Annotated in this window: 19 protein-coding genes; 10 read left to right on the top strand and 9 right to left on the bottom strand. The window is 58.8% G+C overall.

Annotated features, from left to right (window positions below):
- The first annotated feature begins 57 nt into the window (after positions 1–57).
- Positions 58–1044, top strand: a complete 987-nt coding sequence (locus tag GSQ83_RS13410; protein ID WP_158803389.1) for a cytochrome c oxidase assembly protein — start codon at positions 58–60, stop codon at positions 1042–1044.
- A gap of 98 nt (positions 1045–1142) precedes the next feature.
- Here the strand turns inward: GSQ83_RS13410 and GSQ83_RS13405 are convergent, their stop codons facing one another.
- Positions 1143–1340 (bottom strand): hypothetical protein, encoded by a 198-nt coding sequence (locus GSQ83_RS13405; RefSeq protein ID WP_158803388.1) that lies wholly within the window; start codon positions 1338–1340, stop codon positions 1143–1145.
- A gap of 2085 nt (positions 1341–3425) precedes the next feature.
- On the opposite strand from GSQ83_RS13405, the gene GSQ83_RS13400 reads away from it, so the two are divergent.
- A complete protein-coding gene (locus GSQ83_RS13400; RefSeq protein ID WP_158803387.1) occupies positions 3426–3590 on the top strand; it encodes a hypothetical protein in 165 nt (54 codons plus the stop codon).
- 93 nt (positions 3591–3683) lie between these two features.
- Here GSQ83_RS13400 and GSQ83_RS13395 read toward each other — a convergent pair whose 3' ends face one another.
- Positions 3684–3944: a hypothetical protein gene (locus GSQ83_RS13395; protein ID WP_158803386.1), complete on the bottom strand. Its 261-nt coding sequence runs from the start codon at positions 3942–3944 to the stop codon at positions 3684–3686.
- A 479-nt stretch (positions 3945–4423) separates the two neighbouring features.
- Here GSQ83_RS13395 and GSQ83_RS31260 point away from each other — a divergent pair, with 479 nt between their 5' ends.
- A complete protein-coding gene (locus GSQ83_RS31260; RefSeq protein WP_158803423.1) occupies positions 4424–4621 on the top strand; it encodes a KTSC domain-containing protein in 198 nt (65 codons plus the stop codon).
- A gap of 106 nt (positions 4622–4727) precedes the next feature.
- Here the strand turns inward: GSQ83_RS31260 and GSQ83_RS13385 are convergent, their stop codons facing one another.
- Complete coding sequence (locus GSQ83_RS13385) at positions 4728–4958, bottom strand: hypothetical protein (protein WP_158803385.1); 231 nt, start codon at positions 4956–4958, stop codon at positions 4728–4730.
- Between the two features lie 796 nt (positions 4959–5754).
- Here GSQ83_RS13385 and GSQ83_RS13380 point away from each other — a divergent pair.
- Entirely contained in the window at positions 5755–7920 is a 2166-nt protein-coding gene (locus tag GSQ83_RS13380; protein ID WP_158803384.1) for a glycogen debranching N-terminal domain-containing protein, read from the top strand.
- Between the two features lie 1097 nt (positions 7921–9017).
- Positions 9018–10994, top strand: coding sequence for an MGH1-like glycoside hydrolase domain-containing protein (locus GSQ83_RS13375; protein WP_216850146.1), 1977 nt, complete (start codon positions 9018–9020; stop codon positions 10992–10994).
- A 211-nt stretch (positions 10995–11205) separates the two neighbouring features.
- Here the strand turns inward: GSQ83_RS13375 and GSQ83_RS13370 are convergent, their stop codons facing one another.
- The 4 genes from GSQ83_RS13370 to GSQ83_RS13355 form a co-directional block, all read right to left on the bottom strand.
- Positions 11206–11946, bottom strand: coding sequence for a PRC-barrel domain-containing protein (locus GSQ83_RS13370; RefSeq protein ID WP_158803383.1), 741 nt, complete (start codon positions 11944–11946; stop codon positions 11206–11208).
- Between the two features lie 271 nt (positions 11947–12217).
- Positions 12218–12823 (bottom strand): tetratricopeptide repeat protein, encoded by a 606-nt coding sequence (locus GSQ83_RS13365; RefSeq protein ID WP_158803382.1) that lies wholly within the window; start codon positions 12821–12823, stop codon positions 12218–12220.
- A 215-nt stretch (positions 12824–13038) separates the two neighbouring features.
- A complete protein-coding gene (locus GSQ83_RS13360) occupies positions 13039–13686 on the bottom strand; it encodes a response regulator transcription factor (protein WP_158803381.1) in 648 nt (215 codons plus the stop codon).
- On the bottom strand, positions 13683–15755 hold the full coding sequence (locus GSQ83_RS13355; protein ID WP_216850145.1) for a PAS domain-containing protein: 2073 nt from the start codon (positions 15753–15755) through the stop codon (positions 13683–13685). The genes GSQ83_RS13360 and GSQ83_RS13355 overlap by 4 nt, the downstream gene beginning before the upstream one ends.
- Positions 15756–16008: 253 nt before the next feature.
- Between GSQ83_RS13355 and GSQ83_RS13350 the strand changes: the two genes are divergently transcribed.
- From GSQ83_RS13350 to GSQ83_RS13335, 4 genes are all read left to right on the top strand, one after another.
- Positions 16009–16722, top strand: a complete 714-nt coding sequence (locus GSQ83_RS13350; protein WP_158803379.1) for a YfdX family protein — start codon at positions 16009–16011, stop codon at positions 16720–16722.
- Positions 16723–16797: 75 nt separating this feature from the next.
- Entirely contained in the window at positions 16798–16974 is a 177-nt protein-coding gene (locus GSQ83_RS13345) for a DUF1328 domain-containing protein (protein WP_158803378.1), read from the top strand.
- Between the two features lie 261 nt (positions 16975–17235).
- On the top strand, positions 17236–17469 hold the full coding sequence (locus GSQ83_RS13340; protein WP_158803377.1) for a hypothetical protein: 234 nt from the start codon (positions 17236–17238) through the stop codon (positions 17467–17469).
- An 874-nt stretch (positions 17470–18343) separates the two neighbouring features.
- Positions 18344–18724 carry a hypothetical protein gene (locus GSQ83_RS13335; RefSeq protein WP_158803376.1) on the top strand — a complete coding sequence of 127 codons (381 nt, stop codon included), beginning with the start codon at positions 18344–18346 and terminating at the stop codon, positions 18722–18724.
- Positions 18725–18856: 132 nt separating this feature from the next.
- On the opposite strand, the gene GSQ83_RS13330 is transcribed toward GSQ83_RS13335, so the two are convergent.
- A protein-coding gene (locus GSQ83_RS13330; RefSeq protein WP_158803375.1) for an IS630 family transposase occupies positions 18857–19905 on the bottom strand; the annotation gives its coding sequence in 2 pieces (ribosomal slippage) (positions 18857–19419 and positions 19419–19905; 1050 coding nt in all).
- Between the two features lie 1225 nt (positions 19906–21130).
- On the opposite strand from GSQ83_RS13330, the gene GSQ83_RS13325 reads away from it, so the two are divergent.
- Positions 21131–21805: a DUF4396 domain-containing protein gene (locus GSQ83_RS13325; RefSeq protein WP_216850143.1), complete on the top strand. Its 675-nt coding sequence runs from the start codon at positions 21131–21133 to the stop codon at positions 21803–21805.
- Positions 21806–21902: 97 nt separating this feature from the next.
- Here the strand turns inward: GSQ83_RS13325 and GSQ83_RS13320 are convergent, their stop codons facing one another.
- Entirely contained in the window at positions 21903–22193 is a 291-nt protein-coding gene (locus GSQ83_RS13320; RefSeq protein ID WP_158803374.1) for a hypothetical protein, read from the bottom strand.
- Between the last annotated feature and the right edge of the window lie 257 nt (positions 22194–22450).

Genomic DNA, 22450 nt, shown 5'->3' with positions numbered 1-22450 from the left:
ACTTGCAGAAAGCGCTTTGCGGGCGCACCGGGACGATATGGGATCGTGCCGGACAGCATGACTGCAGCGAAGAGCGTCTATCGCACGACGTGGCATGAGACCGACTTCGGTTCCGGTGCGCTGATCGTTGGCGGCCTCGTCCTCTGGTGGGCCTCCCGACGTTACCCAGCGGAATTGCCAGTCATCGCTCCCTGGGATTTCTCCCTTCTCGAGTTTCTGGGCACGCTGCTGCCGCTGTTCTGGTATTTGCGGGGTCTTGTCCGTTCGCCGCAACAGGAGCGCCCAAACCTCGCACGACAGCTCGCCTTCATCAGCGGCGTTGCGATGATCTATACGGTGCTGCAGACCCATTTTGTCTATATGTCGCAGCACATGTTCTTTCTGAACCGAGTGCAGCATCTCGCGATGCATCATCTCGCTCCCTTCCTCATCGCGCTATCATGGCCCGGTGACACGATTGGCCGTGGCATGCCGGCGGCGATCCGCCTCAAGCTGCAGAGCCGATTAGTGAAGACGCCACTCCACGTCGTCCAAAATCCAGTCGTAGCAGGCGTGCTATTCGTCGGACTCATATCCCTCTGGCTCCAGCCCTCTATCCACTTCCACGCCATGGTCTCGCCGGTTCTATACGACATCATGAATTGGAGCATGGTGATCGATGGATTGCTCTTCTGGTTCTTCGCGCTTGATCCCCGTCCAGCGCCGCCGGCCCGATCCGCCTATGCCGTCCGCCTCCTCACCGTCATCTTGGTAATATTTCCACAGATCCTGATCGGGGCGCGGATTACCTTCGGCGGCACCGCGCTCTATAATTACTATGATTTGTGCGGACGTCTTTTCCCGTCGGTGAGCGCCCTGCACGACCAGCATCTCGGCGGCCTTATCGTTTGGATCCCCTCATCGATGATGAGCTCCATCACCTTTCTGCTGATCATGAACAACGTTCGCCTGCAGGAGGACAAGGCCTGTGGTGGAAACGGACAAGACGATATAGCTGCCGGCGATGGCATCGTTGTCTCCTCGAGCAGCTGGACGGGACGCTGAGGGATGTGGCTCCGCAGCTTGCTGTTGATCTGATCCCCGGGGTTGGACCAAACCACTTCATCGCCGCAGGCTACGATCCAGAGTTATGCGATTCCGCTCTAGATCCAAAACGAGAACCGAATGAGCCAGCCGAACACATAGCCTGCGACAATCCAGAGCGCCCCGGCGAAGATCACGAACCCATTGCTCATAAACCACATATTCTCCTTGAACACCTTCGAGATGCCGATGAAGAGCAGTGCAAACGCAGCGGCGACGCAGGCCCAATAGACGATGACAGCAATCCGGCTCAACATGACCATTCCCTCCAAGGGCTGCGGCCGGCTTAGGACCGGGAGCAGGCGGTTGCGGCACCTTGGTGCAAGACGACGCGTCGAAAGTTAGCCCACCTAGCTCGCCTTGCAGCGCTGTTTGCTCCCAGGAAAGTCCGAACATCCTCCAAGCTTGGCGTTCCAAATGAATTGGATGTTTGGCCCGAGCGAGCGAACCACCACGGCATGAATGCTAGACACCCGCCCGGTCATGTCGAAATGGAAGATAACCGTCCCTGACCGCGCGCCGTAGCCGCTCCCGTAGCTGCTCATAAAGCTGAGACCACCATCGTAGCTGGTGCGGCCGGACACTTGCATGGCCCGAACCACCTTGGCCCTCGACGCGCACCTCAGACTGGTGAGGAAATGCCCCGTGAGATGTGCGCTCGATCGTCCCTGATGGGTAGCCTCTGCGCCGCTCCAGCGGCGCCCAACTGTGAGAGCACCGAAAAGTGTTGCGATCGCCAGAACTATCTGAGGAGGCAGCCACCGCCGCATCAGGTTCCTCCACACCGTCGTCGGATGCAGTATCGCCACCCCTGACCGCAATTCGCAAGCCGCGCAGTACGACTAGTTCGTAATTGACAGACGACCGACATGCTGGCCATCGTAACAATCTCCGCCGTGAGCCTGCTGATCCTTCATATACCATTGCTGCACAACCTGGACACCTTGGCAGGACGTTCTCCGTTTCAGCGCTTGCTTTGTGGATCGACGCCCGCCGTGTTGGTGCCCTTCCGGTCAATACGTAGACGTTAATCCGACCGCTTGCCTATTTCTGCTCTACCATTTCGTCGCAGATCTACCTATTGGCGCTTATTGTGAAGCGCCGAAGTAACGTGAGAGTGTGGCCATCACCACATCGACCCAGGCACTGAGATCCGCGACAACCCCGGCCGTTGCAACGGCCGGGCGCTCATACGCCTGCCCTCCCAAGCAGGTCGCGGACAAGCGACAGTGCGACCTTGATTTCCTTGTTTTCGCAGCCCTCCTCGAGTTGTCGCCTGTGTTCTTGGCGGATGATCTCCTCGAGAACGCTTGCTTTCGCCCGCAATCCCTCGGGTGTCGCAGCGATTAAATTCGACACTCGCTGGATGACGACGCCAATGCGGGTCCAAAGGCCGTCTGGCGCATTAGAGGCGTCCGCGTGATTGTTCCCGGGATTGTCCTTGATCGCCTTCAGAAAGCTTTGTCCTCGCCGCGCATGCGGTGGAAGTCGGACGCGACTTCCACCAGTTCGCTGTACGGCTCCTGGACCTTGGCGGCTTGCGCCAGGATGTAGGTCGCGAGCGAGTGACCAGCCTGATACTCGTATGCTGGCTGATTGCTAGGGTCGTTCTGACCAGCCTGAGGGCGACTGCGGCTTTCGCGGCGAGCCCCCCTAGCGTCGTTACTGATGTCGCGTAGATCGATGAAATCAGTTCGTTGCGCCGATCTCTAACCTGCTGGTCGAAACGCACACTGGTGGCCAGTTCGGGAGAGCCCGGTATGCCGTCCCCAGCGGCCTCAGACAACCGATCCATCTCGTTCTCGATCTGCATGGGCTCACCACACAGGGATATGAGCCAAGCATCGCGGCCGATAGGTGTAGCCTCCCCGCCAGCCGCTGGCATGTTGCGAGACCTTCCAGGGGCGAGGCACGGACGGGTGGCTGGAACCCCTGTCCGTGCCGCCTGCCGTTCGGCCGCACCCGTCCCGTGGGATCTAGCGTCCTCCGGGGCAATCGCCGGAGGCTGCGTCCAACAGCTGACCCATTGATAGTTAGCCTGAGTGTTGGCCGGTTAAGGACAAGCCGTCACGGGCTTCCCGCGTCCCGGGCCTGTCTGCCAGCGGACCGGATTTTTAAGGCCTCATCGGTGTCGGAACCAGAATCCTCGTGCTCAGCCATCAAGATGTCCTCCGACCGTCATTGCCGCTGAGACCGCCCTCACGGGACAGTTGGGGATGATAGTCCCGCGGCCTCATCACAGTTTGAGGCGAGCTCGGTGATGAGGGAACGGAGAGATGACTTGCCGGTCGGCGCAGGCGACATAATTCCAGGCATTCCGAACACCCTGAAGGGCTCATAGAATGCCAAACATCGCGCAGATTGATGTTGCTGTCGGAGAGAAGCCGGTTCCCGGCGAGAAGTTCATCATAACTCTCCAGGAGAACAGCGAGATGCTGGGGATGCTGGATCATGGCAGGACGTTCCGCTTTGTCTCACCCTCAAGCGATTACCAGCTGGACTGCTAACCTACACCGAATGATCCCTACTCTCGGCCTCGGGCCGCGGTCGGGCCACGACTGGGCAGGACGGGATGTTATTCGCGAAATCGGGTGCGAATGCTAATCGAGAACCTTAGCCACAAATAACCCGTAGGTGTCGCTGGTGCCGACTTCCTGCACGCGCGTTCCCTTTTCATCAGGGTAGACATTCTTCCATCTCGCCTCAAAAGCGACATGGACCTGCGAAATGTCGTTGACGATCGACTCCTGCTGATCCGAGGGCAGCGTCTTAACTGCCGTGGCGATCACGGTTGCGAGGGCCCTTATACAGCCCATGAGATAGTCGGGCGTAATCTCGTCTGGTGTCGTCGGTTCCCTCAAAGCCGCGGTCCTCTTGGTAGATGCGCGTTGGTTCGTCCGCCCGACTTCTGCGCCATATGACGGCGGCCTCTGCCAGGATAGGATGACCCAATGGACGGCTCGTCAAGCTTCATGAGCGGAAGTTCGCAGCCCTTCACGCCTAGGCAATCTCCCTCTAGCTAGACTCGGGGCCCGGGATACTCCGCAGCTACTATGGAGCTTCGAACCAGCGAGATGCCTGAGCGGGTCGGCAACGTCATCTACTGGCTTGCCTGGTTGCGTCCGTTGTGCTCGTGATTGTCGGCAACATGGTCTTCGCGGCATTGGGTGGCACGATCACGCAGACTTGGACCGCCTTCGTAAACTGGGCGCTGCTGGCTGCCGCCATCTATGGAGTGGATTGACTGGTGCGGTTCTTCACTTTCCGCCTTTGAACGCATTAGTCGCGACAGGTTGAGTTGTGACACGTCGACCACGCCCAAGTTCGAGATCATGCCCGAATTCCCGGACTCTCCATTTCGCAGGCTGAATACGACTATCAAACCGGCCAGCTGCAGTTGTGGTTCCGGGACAGCGCGGAGCACAGCACCTACCAGAACGTGCCGGCGACGGTATACGAGAATCTGCTAACTGCTGGCTCCAAAGGTCGATACTTCGAGCTTATGATCCGCGCCCGCTATCCATCCGAACGCCGCTGATCGCCAGGCAGAGCTGAGGCGATGCTGTCGGTGCTGCGGTCCAAGGTGTCGAGCCAGCCAGTCTTAAACAAGCGGGCGCTTCTTCAGTGCTTGTGGCCGCGATTAGCTAATCGGAGTCTAAGGGGATGCGACTGGCGATCTGTTTGAGAAGGCTTCGATCTTCCTCGGAAGCCTCAGATGGAACTGTCACAACAAGACGGAGCTCCGGGCGCTCCTCGCGAAGTTGGCGTGCGGCGCCGAGTAAAGCCCTGAGATCGTAGAACAGCCGTTCTGCCTCGTGTTCCCCGTCGGACGCGAGCAGTTTCAGGCACCACTTGGGAGCCAGCGCGACGTTCATGGGCTTTTTGTTGTCATCCCTGCACAGTGAGCGGAAGCGCCGGGACGGACAACTCACTTGCCCGCGATGGCAAATGTCACCCCGGTGAACGACAGAGTCCTTCATTGCGTTGATGACGGCTCATCGCTCGACCATCTTCAGAACGCTGAACACGCGGCCCGGTCATTCGCCCTGCGCCGCGCCCTGAAGGCGGCGTTACTACGCTTCTGCGTTGTCGGCAGGGGTTGGGGCGGTGTGCCATGGCTTCCAGACGAGTGGGCGGCGGTTCATGAGGTCGTCTAGTCACGGTGACGGGTCGGTGCAGTGGCGCCCGACGTCGCCGCCGAACGCCACTGCCACTCGAGCTGTTTTAACGGACAGCCCCACCTACTCCCAGTCCAGCGTCACCCAGGCCTGGCGCGGGACCGATGCCGGGACTGGTGCCATAGTAGGTGTCGATGTCAGCGCTACGTCGCTCATCCCACAGGCTGAGATCACCAGCCGCAAGGTCCTGGTCCTCCCATCCACAATCGGCGCGATCACACGCAGGCTAATAGCAATCCGACCACTTTAGCGCGGAACTGCTTGGTGCCTCCCGGCGAGCAGGCCCCGCTTCGCCGAACTTGCCTGGCTGCCGTCGAAAACTGCACGGTCACCGTAACGGGCTCGCCGCAGTCCTTTCGGCTTTCGAGCGTGACCTCGGTGGTTTGGACAGGCTACGCTCACCGGTGAACGAGTGGGCAGCCCGGGTCACCTGGAAGATACCATCGACCGATGCAACCGGACCGGCGATCCGGCCTACTCGATAGGAATTTTCATGGCAGATCGCCCCCTCTCGATCGACATCCGCCATCCGCTGATGCTGAAGGCGAACGACCTTGTCCTGCTGACGCGGGAAGACGGTGAGATCCCGCAGCTAATCCCGGGTTTTGGCCTGTTCTATCGGGACACCTGTTATCTCGCGTTCTATGCGCTCCGCCTCCATGGGACGGCGCCGCTGCTACTCATGTCATCTGACGGAGAGGGTATAGCGGCGCAGATGAACCTCACGAACAGCCATCTCTCCACCGCGAAAGGACGGGTGATCGCCGATCACAAACTTAGCCTACGGCGGACATTTCTGGTTCTGGCCGACGGTCCCGTGTTCATCGATACGATCAGCGTGCGTAATTTCTCCACCGACAACGTGACACTCCCTTTGTCACTGGAGTTCGCGACCACCTTCGAGAGCATGTTCGTGCTGCGTGGCTCACCCGTAGGGAAGCGAGGCCAACTTCAAATTCCACGCTGGGACGGAACCGCATTGCGGTTCGCCTATCACGGTGCGGACGATATTCTGCGTACGCTGCTGGTCGAGTTCTCCCTGACGCCGGTCTTGGCACCGAAAACGACCGAGCAGGGCATCGCCCACTTTCAGCTCGACCTCGCGCCAATGGCGACGGAGGAGCTCATGGTGACTTGCCGCGTCGATGAACGGCCAGTCGGCAGCGAAACGCTCCTGTCTGCCGGCGCCCCGCGTAGTGTTTCGGCAATGCGCGCGGCGCAAGCCACGGCGTCCGCAGCGCTGCTGGACGGCTACGCCGGGATCGAAACCGCGAACCAGGGCTTGGGCGAGGTGCTGGCGCGTTCGCTCACGGACATTGCCTTGCTGGAGGTCAGGCGAGGCGAGAGCAGGTTCACCACGGCCGGGATGCCCTGGTTCGTCGGCCTGTTCGGTCGCGACAGCCTACTGCCGACCATCCAATGCCTCGCCTACAACCCCTCCCTAGGGGCTCGCACGGCGAAGGCGCTTGCCCTTTGGCAAGGCACCAGGGACCACCCCTTCACCCGGGAGGAACCCGGCAAGATCTTGCACGAACTGCGGGTTGGGGAATTGGCCCATTTGCACGAGGTGTCGCAAACGCCGAGTTACGCGTCGGTCGATGCGACGCTCTTGTTCCTGATCGCGGTTGCCAAGCACGTTCGCTGGACCGGCGACCTGCAGATCTTCACCGCGCTTCGCTCCAACGTCGATCGCGCCCTGTCCTGGCTGGATCGAAAGACAGCCGAGAACGCGGCGGGATACGTCACCTATGACGGCCTCGCCGACTGCGGCCAACCGGTCAACCAAAGCTGGCGTGACTCCGGGACAGGCGTGTTGCGTTCGGACGGGAGCTATCCGCGGCCGCCTTTGGCCCTGGTCGAGGTGCAGGGCTACGCCTACCAGGCCCGCCTACTGATCGCGGCCGTGTTGCGGCGCGCCGGCGATGATGGAAGGGCCGACGCACTCGAATTTGCGGCAGCTAAGCTACAGGAGCGGTTCCTGCGCGAGTTCTGGATGGATGGCGAAGGTTGCTACTGCCTCGGTCTCGAGCAGGATGGCCGCCAGATCACATCGGTTACGTCTAACGCGGCTCAGGTGCTATGGACTGGCATCGCGACGGCAGACCACGCTCGCAAAACGACGGAGCGCGTGATGCGGCCGGACATGTTCTCCGGCTGGGGCATCCGCACGCTCTCAGCGGACCATGCTGCCTTCGATCCGCTCGCCTATCAGCAAGGGAGTGTCTGGCCGTTCGACAACGCGCTGATCGTGTCCGGCTTGCGCAGGTATGGCGAAGATGCGGCGGCTCTGCGCATCACCGCCGCGACCCTGGACGCAGCACGCGGGTTCCGCAACGGCCGGCTGCCGGAGTTCATCGCGGGCGTGCAGCGCCTGCCGGGCGACGCGCCCACCCACACGCCCCGGGCCGACCCGCTGCAAGCCTGGTCGGCGGCCGCGATGCCGTTCATGGTAAGCGAGTTGCTTGGCTTGGACGCAGACGGGTTCGCCAGGCGCCTGCACGTACGCCGCCCGCTATTACCGGACGGCGTCGACACGCTGGTGCTGCACCGGGTCAGCATCGGAGATGCCACCGTGTCGTTGCGGTTCACACGGCATGCAGATGGTTCATCCGCGGCCGTTATCGCCAATGAAAAGGGCGTCGAAGTCATTATCGACTGAGGTGCACAAGCTGTGAATTCTGCGCGGCATGGTCAATACCGCCTACCAGCTCGACCAATCCAACTGAGCGCCTTCTTCAAAACCCGGCCGTGTGCTAGCCACTTAGCACCAGTGCGGCATTTTGCCAGCCGCGAACGCGAGAAGGCCTGGGGAAAGTGCAGATTTTGCAATGGACTTCGTGCAACAGTTTCCCGCCGCTGGGCAGCAATATTAGCCGCGCGAACAATGATTGGGCATCTATTTGCCGTCCCTGCAGGGCGGCCTGACGCGCGCCACGCAAAAAATTGTTAAGACAATGCCCCTGGCGTTAGCGTCGGGTGCCGGTTTCGGGCCTGATTGGCGCCCAGCTGCTCCGCGCCCGAAGGTCGTTCGTGATATCTACTTCAAACCCTGAGAAAGATCACTCATCGTGACGAACTCCGGCGCTCCGCTCACGGCCCCACCGCTACCTGCTGGTCTACTAGAGACTGCCGAGGGTCGGCGCCTCGCTGAAGCAGACTCGGCTGGCTGGCGTCGCTGGGGGCCCTACCCGAGCGACAGACAATGGGGGACAGTGCGGGAAGACTACAGCGAGGAGGGCAATCCCTGGGAGTATTTCCCGCACGATCATGCGCGAAGTCGCGCCTACCGATGGGGAGAAGACGCGATAGCCGGCTTTGGCGACGAGCGACTGCTGTGGTGTCTAGGGCTTTCCTTGTGGAACGGTCACGATCCGATTCTCAAAGAGCGGTTGTTCGGTTTGACCACGCCGAAGGAAACCATGGTGAAGACGTCAGAGAGCTCTATTTCTATCTCGATGCAACGCCGACGCATTCCTACATGCGAATGCTCTACAAGTATCCCCATCAAGCATTCCCCTATGCGCAGATGCTAGAGGAAAATAGGCGACGCGACCAAAGCCAACCAGAGTTTGAGATCCTCGACACCGGTGTGTTCGAGGGCGACGCATACTTTGTGACGTGATGGTTGAATATGCGAAATCGGATCCCGACGACCTGCTCATGCTCATTACGGTACGGACCCGATCGAGCCAATCGGCCTCACTTCATGTTCTCCCGCATCTTTGGGCGCGCAATACATGGTCGTGGGACCAAGGAGTGGCAAAGCCACGACTAGAACTCCAAGGCGACTTTGTTTTAGCCCAACACCCGGAGCTGCCACCGATGCGCTTGGCAGCCGACCAACCGGTCACATGGCTCTTCTGCGAAAATGAGACCAACGTCCGCCGCCTCTATAGCGTCGATACGCCCGGCCCTTTTAAGGACGGCATCAATGATTTTCTCATAGAGTCGGATGTGGAGGCTGTCCGCAAAGATTGCGGAACCAAATGTGCCGCCCATGTTCAAATCGAACTTGCGCCATTTGGCAGCAGCACTGTCAAGCTTCGGTTCCGGCTTGCAGACACTGTTACAGTATCCTTCATTGACTTCGACACGATCTTCTCAGAACGGAAGGAGGAGGCCGACGAGTTCTACAAGGCGCTTCAGCGCGGGATCGAGGATGCCGACAGCTGCCTCGTACAGGGCCAGGCACTTGCTAGCCTGATTTGGTCCAAACAATTCTACTATTTCGATGTCCGACGCTGGCTAGAGGGTGATCCGACGCAGCCACCGCCCCCATCCGCACGACGTCAGGGACGCAATTCCGAATGGCAGCACTTGAGCAACGCCCATATCGTCTCGATGCCTGACAAGTGGGAATACCCATGGTACGCATCCTGGGATTTAGGTTTCCAGGCCGTTAGCTTCGCCCTCGTCGACCCAGAATTCGCGAAATCTCAAATTCTGCTCTTGCTCCTCGACCGCTACATGCATCCCAATGGCCAGAACCCCGCTTATTATTGGGCCTTCGGTGACGCTAACCCGCCGGTGCACGCATGGGCCGCCTGGCGGGTCTTCGAAATGGATAAAGCGCTGACGGGTCGCGCCGACCATGCCTTTCTTGAGCGTGTTCTCCATAAGCTGCTTCTCAATTTCGGATGGTGGGTGAATCGTGAAGATGCTGGAGGCCGCAACCTCTTTCAGGGCGGCTTCCTCGGCTTGGACAATATCGAGATCTTTAACCGCTCTGCCCCTCTCCCCACTGGAGGCAACTTGGATCAGGCCGATGGCACCGCCTGGATGGCAAGCTATGCACTACACATGATGCGCATCTCTCTGGAGCTCGCGTGCGCTAACGTGGCGTACCAGGACGTCGCCACCAAGTTTTTCGAGCATTTCCTGTATATCGCTGAAGCGATGAGCCAAGCGGGCCATGGTTCCGGCCTTTGGGATGAGCAAGACTCGTTTTTCTACGATGCCCTCTGCCTGCCAAGTGGAGAAACGATGCCGTTACGGGTGCGCTCCCTCGTTAGATTGATCCCTCTCATCGCGGTTCAGGTGCTAGAGCCAGAGGTGATTCGTTCTCTCCCAATCTTTGCTGAGCGGCTCGACTGGTTTCTTGTGAACCGACCCGATCTTGCTCGTCTTATCTCCAACTGGAGCGCCACTGGAGAAGGTGAAACGCGCCTGCTCGCCCTGTTGCGCGGCCATCGGATGAAATCCCTGTTGAAACGGATGCTAGACGAGGCGGAATTCCTTTCGACCTATGGCATTCGGGCGGTTTCAAAGTTCCACGAGAAGAACCCATATGTATTTGATCATGTCGGTCATCATGCGGAGGTCCGCTACTTGCCCGGGGAGTCGGACTCGCGCCTTTTTGGCGGGAACTCCAACTGGCGCGGACCGATTTGGATGCCGATCAACTACCGCCTGATCGAAGCGCTATTCGAGTTCCATCGTTACTACGGCGATCGTTTCATGGTCGAATACCCCTCGGGTTCGGGCGCCATGCTATCGCTTCATCAAGTTGCGACGTTGCTGAGCCAACGCTTGGTTAAAACCTCTACCGTCGGAACTGACGGTAGGTGGCCGGTTATGGCAGCCTACCCACAACTTCAGGGTGACCTCGAGAGCCGGGACCTTTTGCTTTTTCACGAATATTATCACGGTGACAGCGGCCGTGGTGTCGGAGCTTCCCACCAGACCGGCTGGAGCGCCACTGTTGCGTTGCTGCTGCAACCGCGGCCCGGATAAGTTCGGCAGTCGGATTCTCGCTCGCGAACAAATGAAGTTCTTTCGCCCAGCAACGCCTTGCCTTATTCGAGTGGAGCTCTTTTTTCGGAAGTCCACTGCTCTTCGTCAAACTAGCCGTGCATCGGGTCACCGCTGCGAGAGCGCCTATTTCGATGTGATATCTGGCCGCGGCTTGCTCTCAACGGTTCAACGTCAAACCTTTCATACCCTCTCAGTTTAGCTGCAACCTCTCCTCGTAGGCGCGGGCACGCATATTCTTCGGCTTCCAAGCCGGACTAGAGCGAACGTCCGCACGTGTCATGGCCAAATAAAACGTCCTGCTGTCCCAGTTTATTTTAGCGACTGTGATTGGAGGCAAAACCACTTGCTTTCCAAACCACCAGTTTCTCGTATCGACTACGACATAGCTGACCGACCAATCAATATCATCGAGCAACAGCTGTTGAACGTGCCCGATCGCGCCATCCTTTGCCTGGATGTGGTAGCCGGTTACGGCGGAAATGCTGCGAAGCTGAGAAACGACATTCTCACCACCGTCGAGATCGGTGGCCCGCATTGGCGAGATGCCTTTGGCGGCGAACGCCCCACTCGCTCGGGCCGCAGCGATCTGTCTCAGGTGTTCGCCATAGCCCGAGAGTGGGTCCATTCCAAAATACCTCCAAAGATCCAGCTCCTTCTGCAAAGAAACTGGCTGATCGTGAAAAATTCCTGGGCTTCCTTGGACCTTTGCTGTCGTAAGCGTCACCTGAATCACTCGACTCTCGGTGTCGACCCTTTCGACCACCGATGGAGGAATGAGGACTTTCCGCGCACCCAAGGAGTCTTTGATTGCAACAACGAACCAGCGGACCTTCCATCCCCCATCTTCAAAGAGGACGTCAGCTAGCGTTCCACGGCCGCCGTCTATCATCTCTACCTTAAAGCCCTTGAGCCTTCTTGATGCGAATATCACTTGCCCGTCCCTTTTCTTGACCGGGCCGCTTGGGCCCCTGCATGCCTCGTCGGCCGCAGCCGATTTCGTGTGAGAGCCCGCGACGCCCGGTGGTATGCGCCTTCTCGTGTGTGAATATCCACGCAATCTGCTTAAGCGTGGCCGTTTTTTGGTCTAGACCGGCTGAAAGCTGCTGGTGGGATGTTCCTGGGTGGGCAGCCAGCAGGCCTCGGACACCCGCGGTCTGTATTGATTCTGACCGCCTATACCGTTTGGGTGTCAACTACCGTCGTCACGCGGAGAGACCTGTCTCCCGTTTCGATGCCGGCTGAATTGCGCCATACTGGATTTGTGAAGAAATCTGTTTTGCCTGTTCCTCCGCGGCCGCTGCCTCGGACATGCCGACCAATATCTTGTTCCGCATTGATTGGGCCAGATCATCTCCGCCCAGGGCCGCATTTTCCAGCCAGGCATAGGCTTTGGGCACGTCCACGGGCACTCCTAAACCTGAGCCATAGATTCTGCCAAGCTCGCGTTGCGATCCATTGTCGCCTGCAAACGCCGCTTTACTCAGCCAGGTTTGCGCCAATCCGAAGTCCTGAAGCGTCTTGTCGCCTCGAAGGTAAAGGCCGCCAAGGTGACGCTGCGCAGGCATGAACCCCTGCGAAGCCGACTTGGTCAACCATTTCAGTGACGTCGGCATGTCGCGCTTAACGCCTAGCCCGTTCTCATAAATGTCCGCCATCCAATATTGTGCTTTTGGATCGCCTTTCTCCGCGATGGGCTTGAATATGGATAACGCGTCCGCATCGTGGCCCGACCGAACCGCTTTGATCTCCATCTGCAGAGTTGTTCCAGGAATTGCTACGTGCCGCCGGTCGACGTAGTAGCTGCTCAAGAAGGTCCCGGCAGCCACGGAGAACGCTATAGCGAACCAGAAGATTGGTGCAGGTGGTTTGGTCTGAAGCATCGAGTGCGGCTGTCGGGCCATAAGGCTGACCTTACGTTATGATCGAAGTCTTTTCTCTCTTCCTCCCTTGCATTCACAGTCAGGGCTTTTCGATCTCGTGTCAGGTAAAGCCTGACAGGGAGCGATCGGGGTGCCTCTGATCGTCACAGTGTCTCGAGCCAGCCTTGAGCGGCACCGTATTTGACGATGTCGGCCCGGGTGCGCAGGCTCAACTTCTCCGCGGCCCGCGCCTTATAGGTCTCCACCGTTTTAGTGCTGATCTGCAAACGTGCGGCAATTTCCTTGTTGGCGAACCCTTGAGCGATCAAACGAAGCACATCCTGCTCCCGGGGACTCAGGCTATCATGTTCTCCCATTGCGCTCCCCCCCGCATGCACGTCAGACATAGCTTTGCTGACTACAGCGGGATCGAGATACATGCCGCCGGCCGCAATTGCCCGTATGGCGCGAACAAGCTCCTCCGCGGCCGATCTTTTTAGCAGGTATCCTCTGGCGCCAGCCTGCAGCAGCTGCTGCACGTATGCCCGATCCTCATGCACCGATAGCGCTAGTAGACTGACGTCGGGGCAGGCTTCAGCCAAGCGCCCCGCTAACTCGATGCCGCTGATGTCGGGCAAGGAGATGTCGATGACTGCGACGTCGGGTGAGGTGTCCAAGATTAAGCGGAGGGCGGCATGTCCAGTCGCGCCTTCGCCCACCACGGTGACCTCGGGTGCGGTCATCAGAAGCGACTTGATCCCGGCCAGCACGACGGGGTGATCGTCTACCAAGACAACCCTGACCTTTGTCACGCAGATAATTCTTGTCGCAGCCGAAGGATTGGCACTTGGATGAAGAGCGTCGTGCCTATTCCTTCTTCTGATTCAATCGTCATGCTACCACCAACCAAAGCCAGTCGCTCACGCATGCCTGCAAGTCCAAGATGAGGCGCATGGCCCCCCTCCGCATCTATCTCGGCTTTGAAACCAACGCCATCATCCTCGACGATGACGCGAAGGTGATCGGCGCTGCAATTCAGCAGCACGCTAACGGCCCGGGCATCGGCGTGCTTGAGGATGTTGGTCAGGGCCTCCTGGACCGACCGATAAATCACGATTTCGATTTCGGGGGATAGGCGACCCTCCTCCCCGAGCGGCTGCACATCAATCCTGATGCCAGATGTGTCCGCACTATTGGCAGCCAAGGTCTGCAAAGCCCGGCTCAATCCTAGGTCGTCAAGAGCGGACGGCCGAAGGTCCGTGGCCACTCGGTGTATGTCACGACCGATCGCGGCTGTCAGTTCTTGCAGCAGGCGAATGCTCGCGAGTGGGCCGCCCCCTTGTCGCTCCAGCGTCTTGAGGCCAAGCGAAAGGCCGGTGACAGTTTGGCCTACCTGATCATGTAGGTCTCGCGATATGCGGCGTCGCTCATCTTCCTGAGCCAGTATCAATCGACGCAGCAGCTCACGGCGGTCCGTTTCCGCACGCTTGCGAGCAGTTATGTCGTCGATGACACCCTGCAGGCTGCGCGACTGGTCATCGTCGCCATACAGTATGCGCCCGGTCGCCCGGATCCATCGGTGGCCGCCATCCTGCCGTCGAACGCGAAACTCGGTTGACAAGTTGCCGCTATCGGTCAGGCACCTTTGGACGGCGTCGTCCAGCGTGGGGCGATCATCGGGATGGACGGCCGCCAAGGCCGCCTGCCAACAGCCGCCGTGCGAGGGCGCGCCCAAATGCTTTATCTCCAGCATGGCACGGCAGCGTTCTGAGCCATCGAAGTGGTCCGCCGTGATATCCCATCTCCAAGTACCCAGCTGCGCCGCATCGATCGCCATCACCCGCCTTTCCTCGCTGACCCGGAGCGCTCGTTCGGCCCGAGCGCGCTCATCAACGCGCCGTTGGGTCATATCTCGCGTTACCAGGGACGCCAGGAGCGCAGACAGCATCAGACTTGCAAGGCACGCGGCAGCAAGGACAAGGAGGGCTCGCAGCACCGGTTGCTGAAGAGCGGTCGTCGGAATGCCGAATGCCACGGTCCAGCCGCCCGTGTTCGGCAGGATGCGGGTCACCGTCTCGACCCGCAAACCCTCCAGTGTGTAGCCTGTATGGAAGTCGGTTGACCGCTGAGCGAGGGCACGTTTGGGGGTGAAGCTGGCCAGTTGTCCAAGCTTTTCCTCCTCCGTACTTGTCCGCGCCAGGATATGGCCCGAGGCATCGGCTACTACACCAATCCAGTTGTGTGGAGCCCCAGCTGTATTCAGGATCATTCCAATACTATCGGGGGCCATGGCCACCGACAGTATGTAGTTAAGTGTGCCCTGACGCATGACCGGCACCCGAAGCGCCACCACTGGGCTTGCAGACACAGCGCCGGTTGGCGCTATGCCGCCAACCGTGGGTCTTTGGCTGAGTACGGCACGTCGGAAGCTGTCGAGGTCACCCGCGAAGCTCACCACATTGGTTGACGCCCTCAGCTTGCTCCCTGAGGGCGTCAAGAGGTCGATCTCACGCCAGAGCGGATGCAACGCTTTGAGCCGCTCCGCTTCGATGCGAAACGCCCGGACATCATGATTATCGAGCGCGGTGGACACTGCCAAAGCCTGAGCGAGCGTAATCTGGGCCGCGAGCTCGGCCGAGATCCGCGCCGCGACCTGCTCGGCCGTGCCGCTTGCCAGAGCGCGTGTGGCCGCGCGCGTATGTTCGGCGGAAAACGACGCCGCCAAGCCGCCGAACAGAAGCAACGGCAATATGGCCGCCGTCACCAGCAGAACCCAGGTGCGCCCCGCTCCGGTGACCCAGTGATTAAAGCCGGCCGTAGCCGTAGTCGATCGGACCTGATCGTTTTCGATCGGCCGACTATGCCGAAGGACCACACGCATCATACCTCCCTGCTCAGCGTTAAAGTAATGCTCGCACAAAGCAGATCACGATCGGTGTCAGGTTTTGACTGACAGGGGGTTCGGCGACGCCTGACTATCGAGGATAGGGGAGCAGAGCGACATTGGATAGGCGGCAAGTCCGCAGTCACCTTGGGTCTCCTCCCAAGAATCCCGGCTGACACGACAATTCCGTCGCTCAGTCTAAGAGGAAGGAATCATCGCTATGCATTTTCGTTCATTCGCCGCCGCCGCCTTGTCGCTGGCCGTCGCGGCCCCAGCACTGGCAGCGCAACCCGCCTCAAAGGCCGCCGATCCCGCGCAGCAGGCGGCCTACAAGGACTTCGGGAAGTTCTCGGTCGATGGCCACGAAGCGTTTGCCGACATCCGTCTCGCCCGCCTCGCCATCTTCAACGGCAACACAAAAAACGCTAAAGACGAAATAAACGCAGCCGTGGCCGCGCTCAGCAGGGCTAGGACTGACGATTTGGTCTATATTAACGCGGAAGCGGATCTCAAGCCGCCCGCAGGTATCAGTCAAGCGGCCACCAATAACACGCGTCCAAGTACGACGGCGGTGAAGTGGCTTCCCATCGATAGCGCGATGACCCTCGGTGAAGACTATGTCGCCACCCCCGCGAAGGCGGCGACTGTCGCGAAGGCAAATGCGCAGTTGAAAGCCGGTGACCACGCCCGCGCCATCGACACACTGAAGCTTGCCGCAATCAACGTCAGTTTCGACGTTGAAGTCGCGCCACTCAATAAGTCCATCGCGGGCGTCGAAAAGGCGGAAACACTCGCGACCGCCAACCAATACTTCCAGGCAAATCAAACTCTAAAGGACGTCCAAGATGGTATTCGCTTCCACGTTCAAGAGATGACCGGCGTGCCACCCTCTGGTCACACGAACAAGGTGGCATCCGCAGACCCCGCGGATCAGATATCGAAGCCAGCTCCTAAGACGAATTAGACATCTACAATGCGCGCCGGGCCCCGGAAGGCGCAGCGACCGAAGGTGTCCTCAATGCCATGGGAGTAGCCATCCATGCTCAGATGGACACTGATGTTTCTGATGATCTCTATTGCGACGGGTCTGGTTGGCTTTTCGGGTTACGTTTCTGCTGCCGCCAGATCCGCCAGGGTGATGTTCTTTGTCGCTGCCGGGATGTTCCTCGCCTCCGCCGCACTGACGATATTTACCGTGCGAGGCGTCTTCCAGTGACCTGATTGGGCAATCGCACGCCCGAGTTTCAGGCACTACTTCTCAAATATACCTGCCGGACGCATCACGATCCCTTGCCGTCATTCACACAGGAACTCTCATGGCCACCCTTTCGCTCAGCCGACGCCTCCCGTCGCGCTACCTGCCGCGACCTCTTTCGATGCTATGCGCTCGGTCATCAAAGTTTCGTGGCTTCGGCCAACTGCGTCAGTCTCCAGTCTCCCTGACTTCACGGAACTCGCCCAGCGCGGCAAGTCGGCGGTGGACCTCCGCCAAGGGGCGCTCGGTGTGCGAGACATGCCCTTTCTCTTCGGGATGCTGTCGAAGGTCCTGATCACTCTGCGCCACATCGGGCATCAAGATGGCGCGGTGGTCGCTCCGGTCACGCTCGACTTTTCGGCGGATCAGTCTCGCTCTGAGCTGGTCGGCGCCATGCTCGGCGTGAGCAGCCACTCCGTCGTTTCTCCGGGTCAGGCCGCGGGCGCATTCACATAGCGATGCAGACAGACGGCGGTTTGTTTGCTTTACGCATCTTGCCGCAAGAAGACCCTTTTTATAGCTCTTACATCATCCAGATTGACTGGATAAGGAGCGGCTCCACGACCAAATGGACGCGGCAATTGAACTTAACCGCGCCCGCTGTTGAATTTCAATTGGTCTTCGCCGTTCGCCTATCCTTCGCTATCTGATTTGGTCTCAACGCTACCAAGGCGGTCGCCGCTCCGAGCCGTGTTTGGACCACACCCGCTTCGCCAACTTGAAGATTGATCGAGAATGATAGCATCCGTCCAAAACAAGTCGTACATGTTTACCATCAGCATCGGTAGGCAAAAGGCCTGTGACAATGTACTCTCATCTCGGCCGGATTAGGGCCAAGCGACTCAGCTTCGGCGAGTCTCTCATGGACATTCGCTGCCCAAAGATTAGCGCAGATGATCGCACTTACACCTGTTAGCGTCCGTCGTAGGTGTCTATCGGACGCCCAAAGAATTTTGATCACCTGGTGCGGCTCCTGCCCGTCTACCGCCGTTGTGGCGGGGCGTCGGTCTCAGCTGGGCCACCATGGCTGACCGCACGAGGTAGATGGTAGAACCTCTCCTGTGGGTTCACGGCGCCATAGGGAACGATCTATAAGAGCGCGATGCACATTGGGAGCCATCTTCGAATGAAAGCCATTCTCTTCTCAGTCAGCCTAATCTTCATAATCACTTCTTTCTGCAGTCCCTCCGTCAGGGCAGGACCGTCGACCGTGAGATACGTCGGCCTAAATGCACCAGATGAAGAGTCTATGGATACTCGTCGATTCGCGTTAGTCCGCATATCGATTATTCAAGCGATATCATGCGTTGGACGGTCGACTGGGGGTACCGTGCTGGAGATAGGATTTGTGGTCCGCGACCGGAGCCGTTACTACTCAGCGATCGTTTCGTTGGGCCACCAATTGCGGTACGCACGCGTTGATGCGACCACCAGCGTTGTCACAGTCAATCATAAACGCGACGTCGGACTGTCGAAACTGACCGAAGGTGCTCTTCGGGATGTCGACGTTGCTCGCTCAGCAAAGATCAAAATCGAGCAGGCTGCGGAACGAGTGGAAAAGGCTATCGGCGGCCACGTCATCTCTCTCGGCGTCGAGGAGCTCGGTGGAATTCCACAGTATTACATCCAGAGCGTCATTGGGCTCCACTTGCGGGCCTCAATCATGAATCCCAACAGCGGCGAACTGTCGTCGCCTCAATCCATTGGATAGATCACTGCTAGATACGTCCATCATGAGTGTTCATCCTGAAGTGTGCGCCGATTGGTGTCTCCAACGCCATTGAAGCAGTGAAAAGATCTCAATGAAAGACGGTGTTATACCAAGTCTCGTTGATCATGGCCGCTATGCCCAGTCCCGGGATCCGATTGAGATGATCGTCCAGGGTTGATCGGCGAGTTTGTTCCAGGCGTAGCAGCAATGGTCGACGATGTTCTCGTTTGAAGAAAACACGCGATTGGATAGCCAGTTGTCGCGCATGAACTGCCAAATGTTCTCTTGCGGGTTCAGCTCGGGGCATTTCGGTGGCAGCGGCACGATCGTGATGTTCTCCGGGACATTCAGCCTGGGCGACATATGCCAGCCGGCCTGATCAAGTAGGAGGGCGGCGTGCCGGCCTGGTGTGACGCTTTCCGAAATGACCTTCAGATGCAGGTCCATGGCTTCAGTGTCGCACCAAGGTAGAACAAGCGCTGCCGCGGTTCCTTTCTTCGGGCAGATAGCGCCGAAAATGTAGGTCCAGGCCGTGCGCTGGTCATGCGGGGCAGAGGGTCGAGTGCCTCGTCTTGCCCATCGCCGAGTGATCTTGTTCTTCTGTCCGATTCTAGCTTCATCAGCGAACCAAACCTCTACGTCGCTACGTTCAATTCCCTTTTCGCGCGCGATTTCGTCCAGACGGGTTGGGAGGTTTTTTTAAAAGTCTCGATCGCGCCCTCAGCCTGGGCATGGTGGCGTGGTCGCGCAGACAGCTTGCGGTATCCCATCTTGCGCAATTCACGGCTGAGCGTCTGCTTGGAGATGCTTACCTTGTGTTCCTCGAACAGCCACTGACATAGGTCGATGATACGCCAGCGCACAACGCCATGGATCGCTGGAATAGGGCCACTCTCGACCTGTGCGGCAAGGGCGGCGCGCTGTGCCGCTAAAAGCCTAGCCGGTTGACCAGGCGCCTTGCGGTCGAGCAGGCCCATGGCGCCCTCCGCGTTGAACCTCAGCACCCAATCTCGCACGATCTGCAAGGTCACGCCGCCGATCTTGGCGGCGTCACTCCGCGTGCCGCCATCGTAGATCGCCGCTAATGCCAGCAAACGGCGCGCCTGCGGGCCGTCTTTGGTTTTCTTCGCGGCAGCACGCACCTGCGCCGCGGTAAAGTCCATTCGAAGCGGGACCGGCATGGCAAACTCCGAGGTTCGCCATCTTGAATCACACTAAAGCCGATTCGGGAATCCCCCCACGAGTCATCCATAACGAGATTCGGTATAAGTGGGCAACGAGACGGCGGAATTGCCGGCGACAATATCAACGTGTGCATTCCAGTTTCACGCCCGTCCTGCCGTAGCCGAATATTGCTCATGATGAGCATGAAGGCAATGGAACTCATCAAAAGATCGGGGCCGCGAGATGTTGGTCCTGCAGCGCGCCGATTGAAGGATAGAGGGCGACCTAGAGAGATGATGGTGGGTGTGGAACGCGATCCGCCGATCCAATGGGTGCGCTCAGCTAGCCTTGCGGGAACGTGCCGATTATCCTGTCAATTGGCCCACGGGCGTAGGTTGAACGCGCAGACGGTGAAATGCGAGGGTCCAGCAAGGAGAGCTTGAATTGCCAGCGGCGACCATGATGCGATCCGTCAGATCGTTAGAACGGATGGAGTTACGGATAAAGAGCGAGAATCGGCTCAACCGGGAGCCCAGTCAAGCAATGAATAGCCGACTGCGCTGATCGGCAGCGGCGCACAAGGGAGAACTCATGAAACGCGCCCGGATAGAAGAAACGCGTTTGAATTCCGTGCAGGTTAGCGCTGTACCGACGATGAACGCGCCTTGGCGACTGGCGAAAGAGTTCGGGCGTGCGACACGAGTATTGCGAGCGGCCAACCTAAACGGCGATTGAGCGGCAAAGGCCTAGTCGAAATTCGATATCCGAGAATCCTGGATACGATCGTTGGCGATCTAGACGCATACCGTATACAGCGATTTTGCCAACCGGTGGGCGATGGACTATAGCTTCCAAGAAGTGCCGATCGTGAAGTGGCGTAGTAGTCAACCCGATCATGGCTAGCAGCGATCTCGACCTGGCGACATTCCAGCCAGGAGAGCGATGGTTTCGGCTCCGCCTCCGACACAAAGTTCATTCGTCGGTCAGCGTGGCAGCTTAGCACGATGGCGGCTACGGTAAGGAAGTCCACGCGGAACCGGCGGCGCCCGAGCCGATCTTTCGGGCCGCCGGCCTCGCCGCTAAGCAAGAGCTGCCCCTGTCTGCCGGCCCGAGCAAAGCAGGTCCGCACGATATCTTGATCTAAGGATCAGTTTTGAGGGTTTGGCGCGCAGACTCGGAGATCCACTTATCGGGCGCTGCCCCGGAGGGAAGCATACAGGCTGACTTTGGAAAGGCTAACGGGTGACGCCTCCTGAGTGGTTGCAGCACGTGGCGGCCGTTTACATCCCGCTATCGATTATTTCAGGACTGCTGGTGGCTGGGGATATCTATTTCCTCGGTCGTCGCCAGCCGATGGCGATCATGAATGCCGTGTGGCCGCTCACTATGCTCTACTGGGGACCGCTTGGCTTTATCTTCTATGGTTGGTTTGGCCGAGCCCCCGCTGCCGATCGGACTCAACACCATCACGACGAGAAGCCCATGTGGCAAGCGACCTTCAGCGGCGCTACGCATTGCGGCGCCGGCTGCGCACTGGGCGATTTCCTTGGCGACTGGTTGGCCTTCGCGAGCGGCTTGGCGCTTTTTGGCTCGCTCCTGAGCGCAAAGTTTGTCCTTGCCTTCTTGCTCGCATACTTTTTTGGCATCGTCTTCCAATATTTCTCTATAGCGCCAATGCAGAAGCTCGGACTTCGAGAGGGAGTGAAGGCCGCTGTTAAGATCGATACGATATCGCTGCTCGCATATGAAATCGGCATGTTTATAGTCATGGGCGCACGGGCATGGGTCTATCCCCACCTTGAGCCTACAGGCGAAACTTATTGGTTGAGCATGCAAATCGCAATGATTGCGGGTTTCGCGACAACGTATCCAGTCAACTGGTGGCTTATTCGGCAGGGGATCAAAGAAAAGATGTAACCGTGGGCTCGTGCCTCCGGTGATGAACTTTCAAGCGGCATGGCTGCATAGATCGCGGGGCTTACCTTGCTCAGGGTAAAAGCGCCGGGACGCTTCGTCATGTCTCGCTCTTCCCACCGACAAACCTGTCGGCGCGCGACGATGTTGATACAGCGACCTTCAAACTAACGCCACCGTTTTGACCTCTCGCGGAGAGTATGCTTCTCTCAATCTCTTCGCGAGACAACTTATAGCAATTGGTGAGTATGCCGCGCAGCTCGGCCTCTGTATAACCGTGAGGATCGTTTCTGCAGTGGGTCCCGGGCTCCCCCTGCTCCGCCGGATCCAGCATCAGGATTGCAAACCGACCAACACCAACTGGAACCACTGTCACGACCGGCTTGCCCATCGCATGTCTCCCTATCCAACCTAAGCAAAGTAACAGGCAACCGCCCCAACCGGCAGCTCTTCTGACCACGGTCGCGGACAATGAAGCCTGCGACATCGCTTCCTTGTCACAGACTCGTCGCGCGTCTCAGGTCTATCATCGGCGATGGCGGGCACGAGCGTCATAAGGCGGCAACATGGGGCCGGTCTACGCACCAGCATAGCTGGCAATAACATCATCTTCCTAAGCACCCCTGCCTCCTTCGTGAGCAGCGGGTG

Origin of the sequence: Acidisoma sp. L85 (assembly GCF_009765865.1) — a bacterium.
Lineage (GTDB): Bacteria > Pseudomonadota > Alphaproteobacteria > Acetobacterales > Acetobacteraceae > Acidisoma.
The sequence above is the reverse complement of the archived record's forward strand: the minus strand, read 5'-3'. Positions and strand labels throughout refer to the sequence as shown.

Coding starts and splice junctions, on each gene's coding strand:
- GSQ83_RS13380 (WP_158803384.1), top strand. CDS start 5,755: ATGGCAGATCGCCCCCTCTCGATCGACATCCGCCATCCGCTGATGCTG.
- GSQ83_RS13405 (WP_158803388.1), bottom strand. CDS start 1,340: ATGTTGAGCCGGATTGCTGTCATCGTCTATTGGGCCTGCGTCGCCGCT.
- GSQ83_RS13410 (WP_158803389.1), top strand. CDS start 58: ATGACTGCAGCGAAGAGCGTCTATCGCACGACGTGGCATGAGACCGAC.
- GSQ83_RS13345 (WP_158803378.1), top strand. CDS start 16,798: ATGCTCAGATGGACACTGATGTTTCTGATGATCTCTATTGCGACGGGT.
- GSQ83_RS13320 (WP_158803374.1), bottom strand. CDS start 22,193: ATGGGCAAGCCGGTCGTGACAGTGGTTCCAGTTGGTGTTGGTCGGTTT.
- GSQ83_RS13385 (WP_158803385.1), bottom strand. CDS start 4,958: ATGAACGTCGCGCTGGCTCCCAAGTGGTGCCTGAAACTGCTCGCGTCC.
- GSQ83_RS13355 (WP_216850145.1), bottom strand. CDS start 15,755: ATGCGTGTGGTCCTTCGGCATAGTCGGCCGATCGAAAACGATCAGGTC.
- GSQ83_RS13400 (WP_158803387.1), top strand. CDS start 3,426: ATGCCAAACATCGCGCAGATTGATGTTGCTGTCGGAGAGAAGCCGGTT.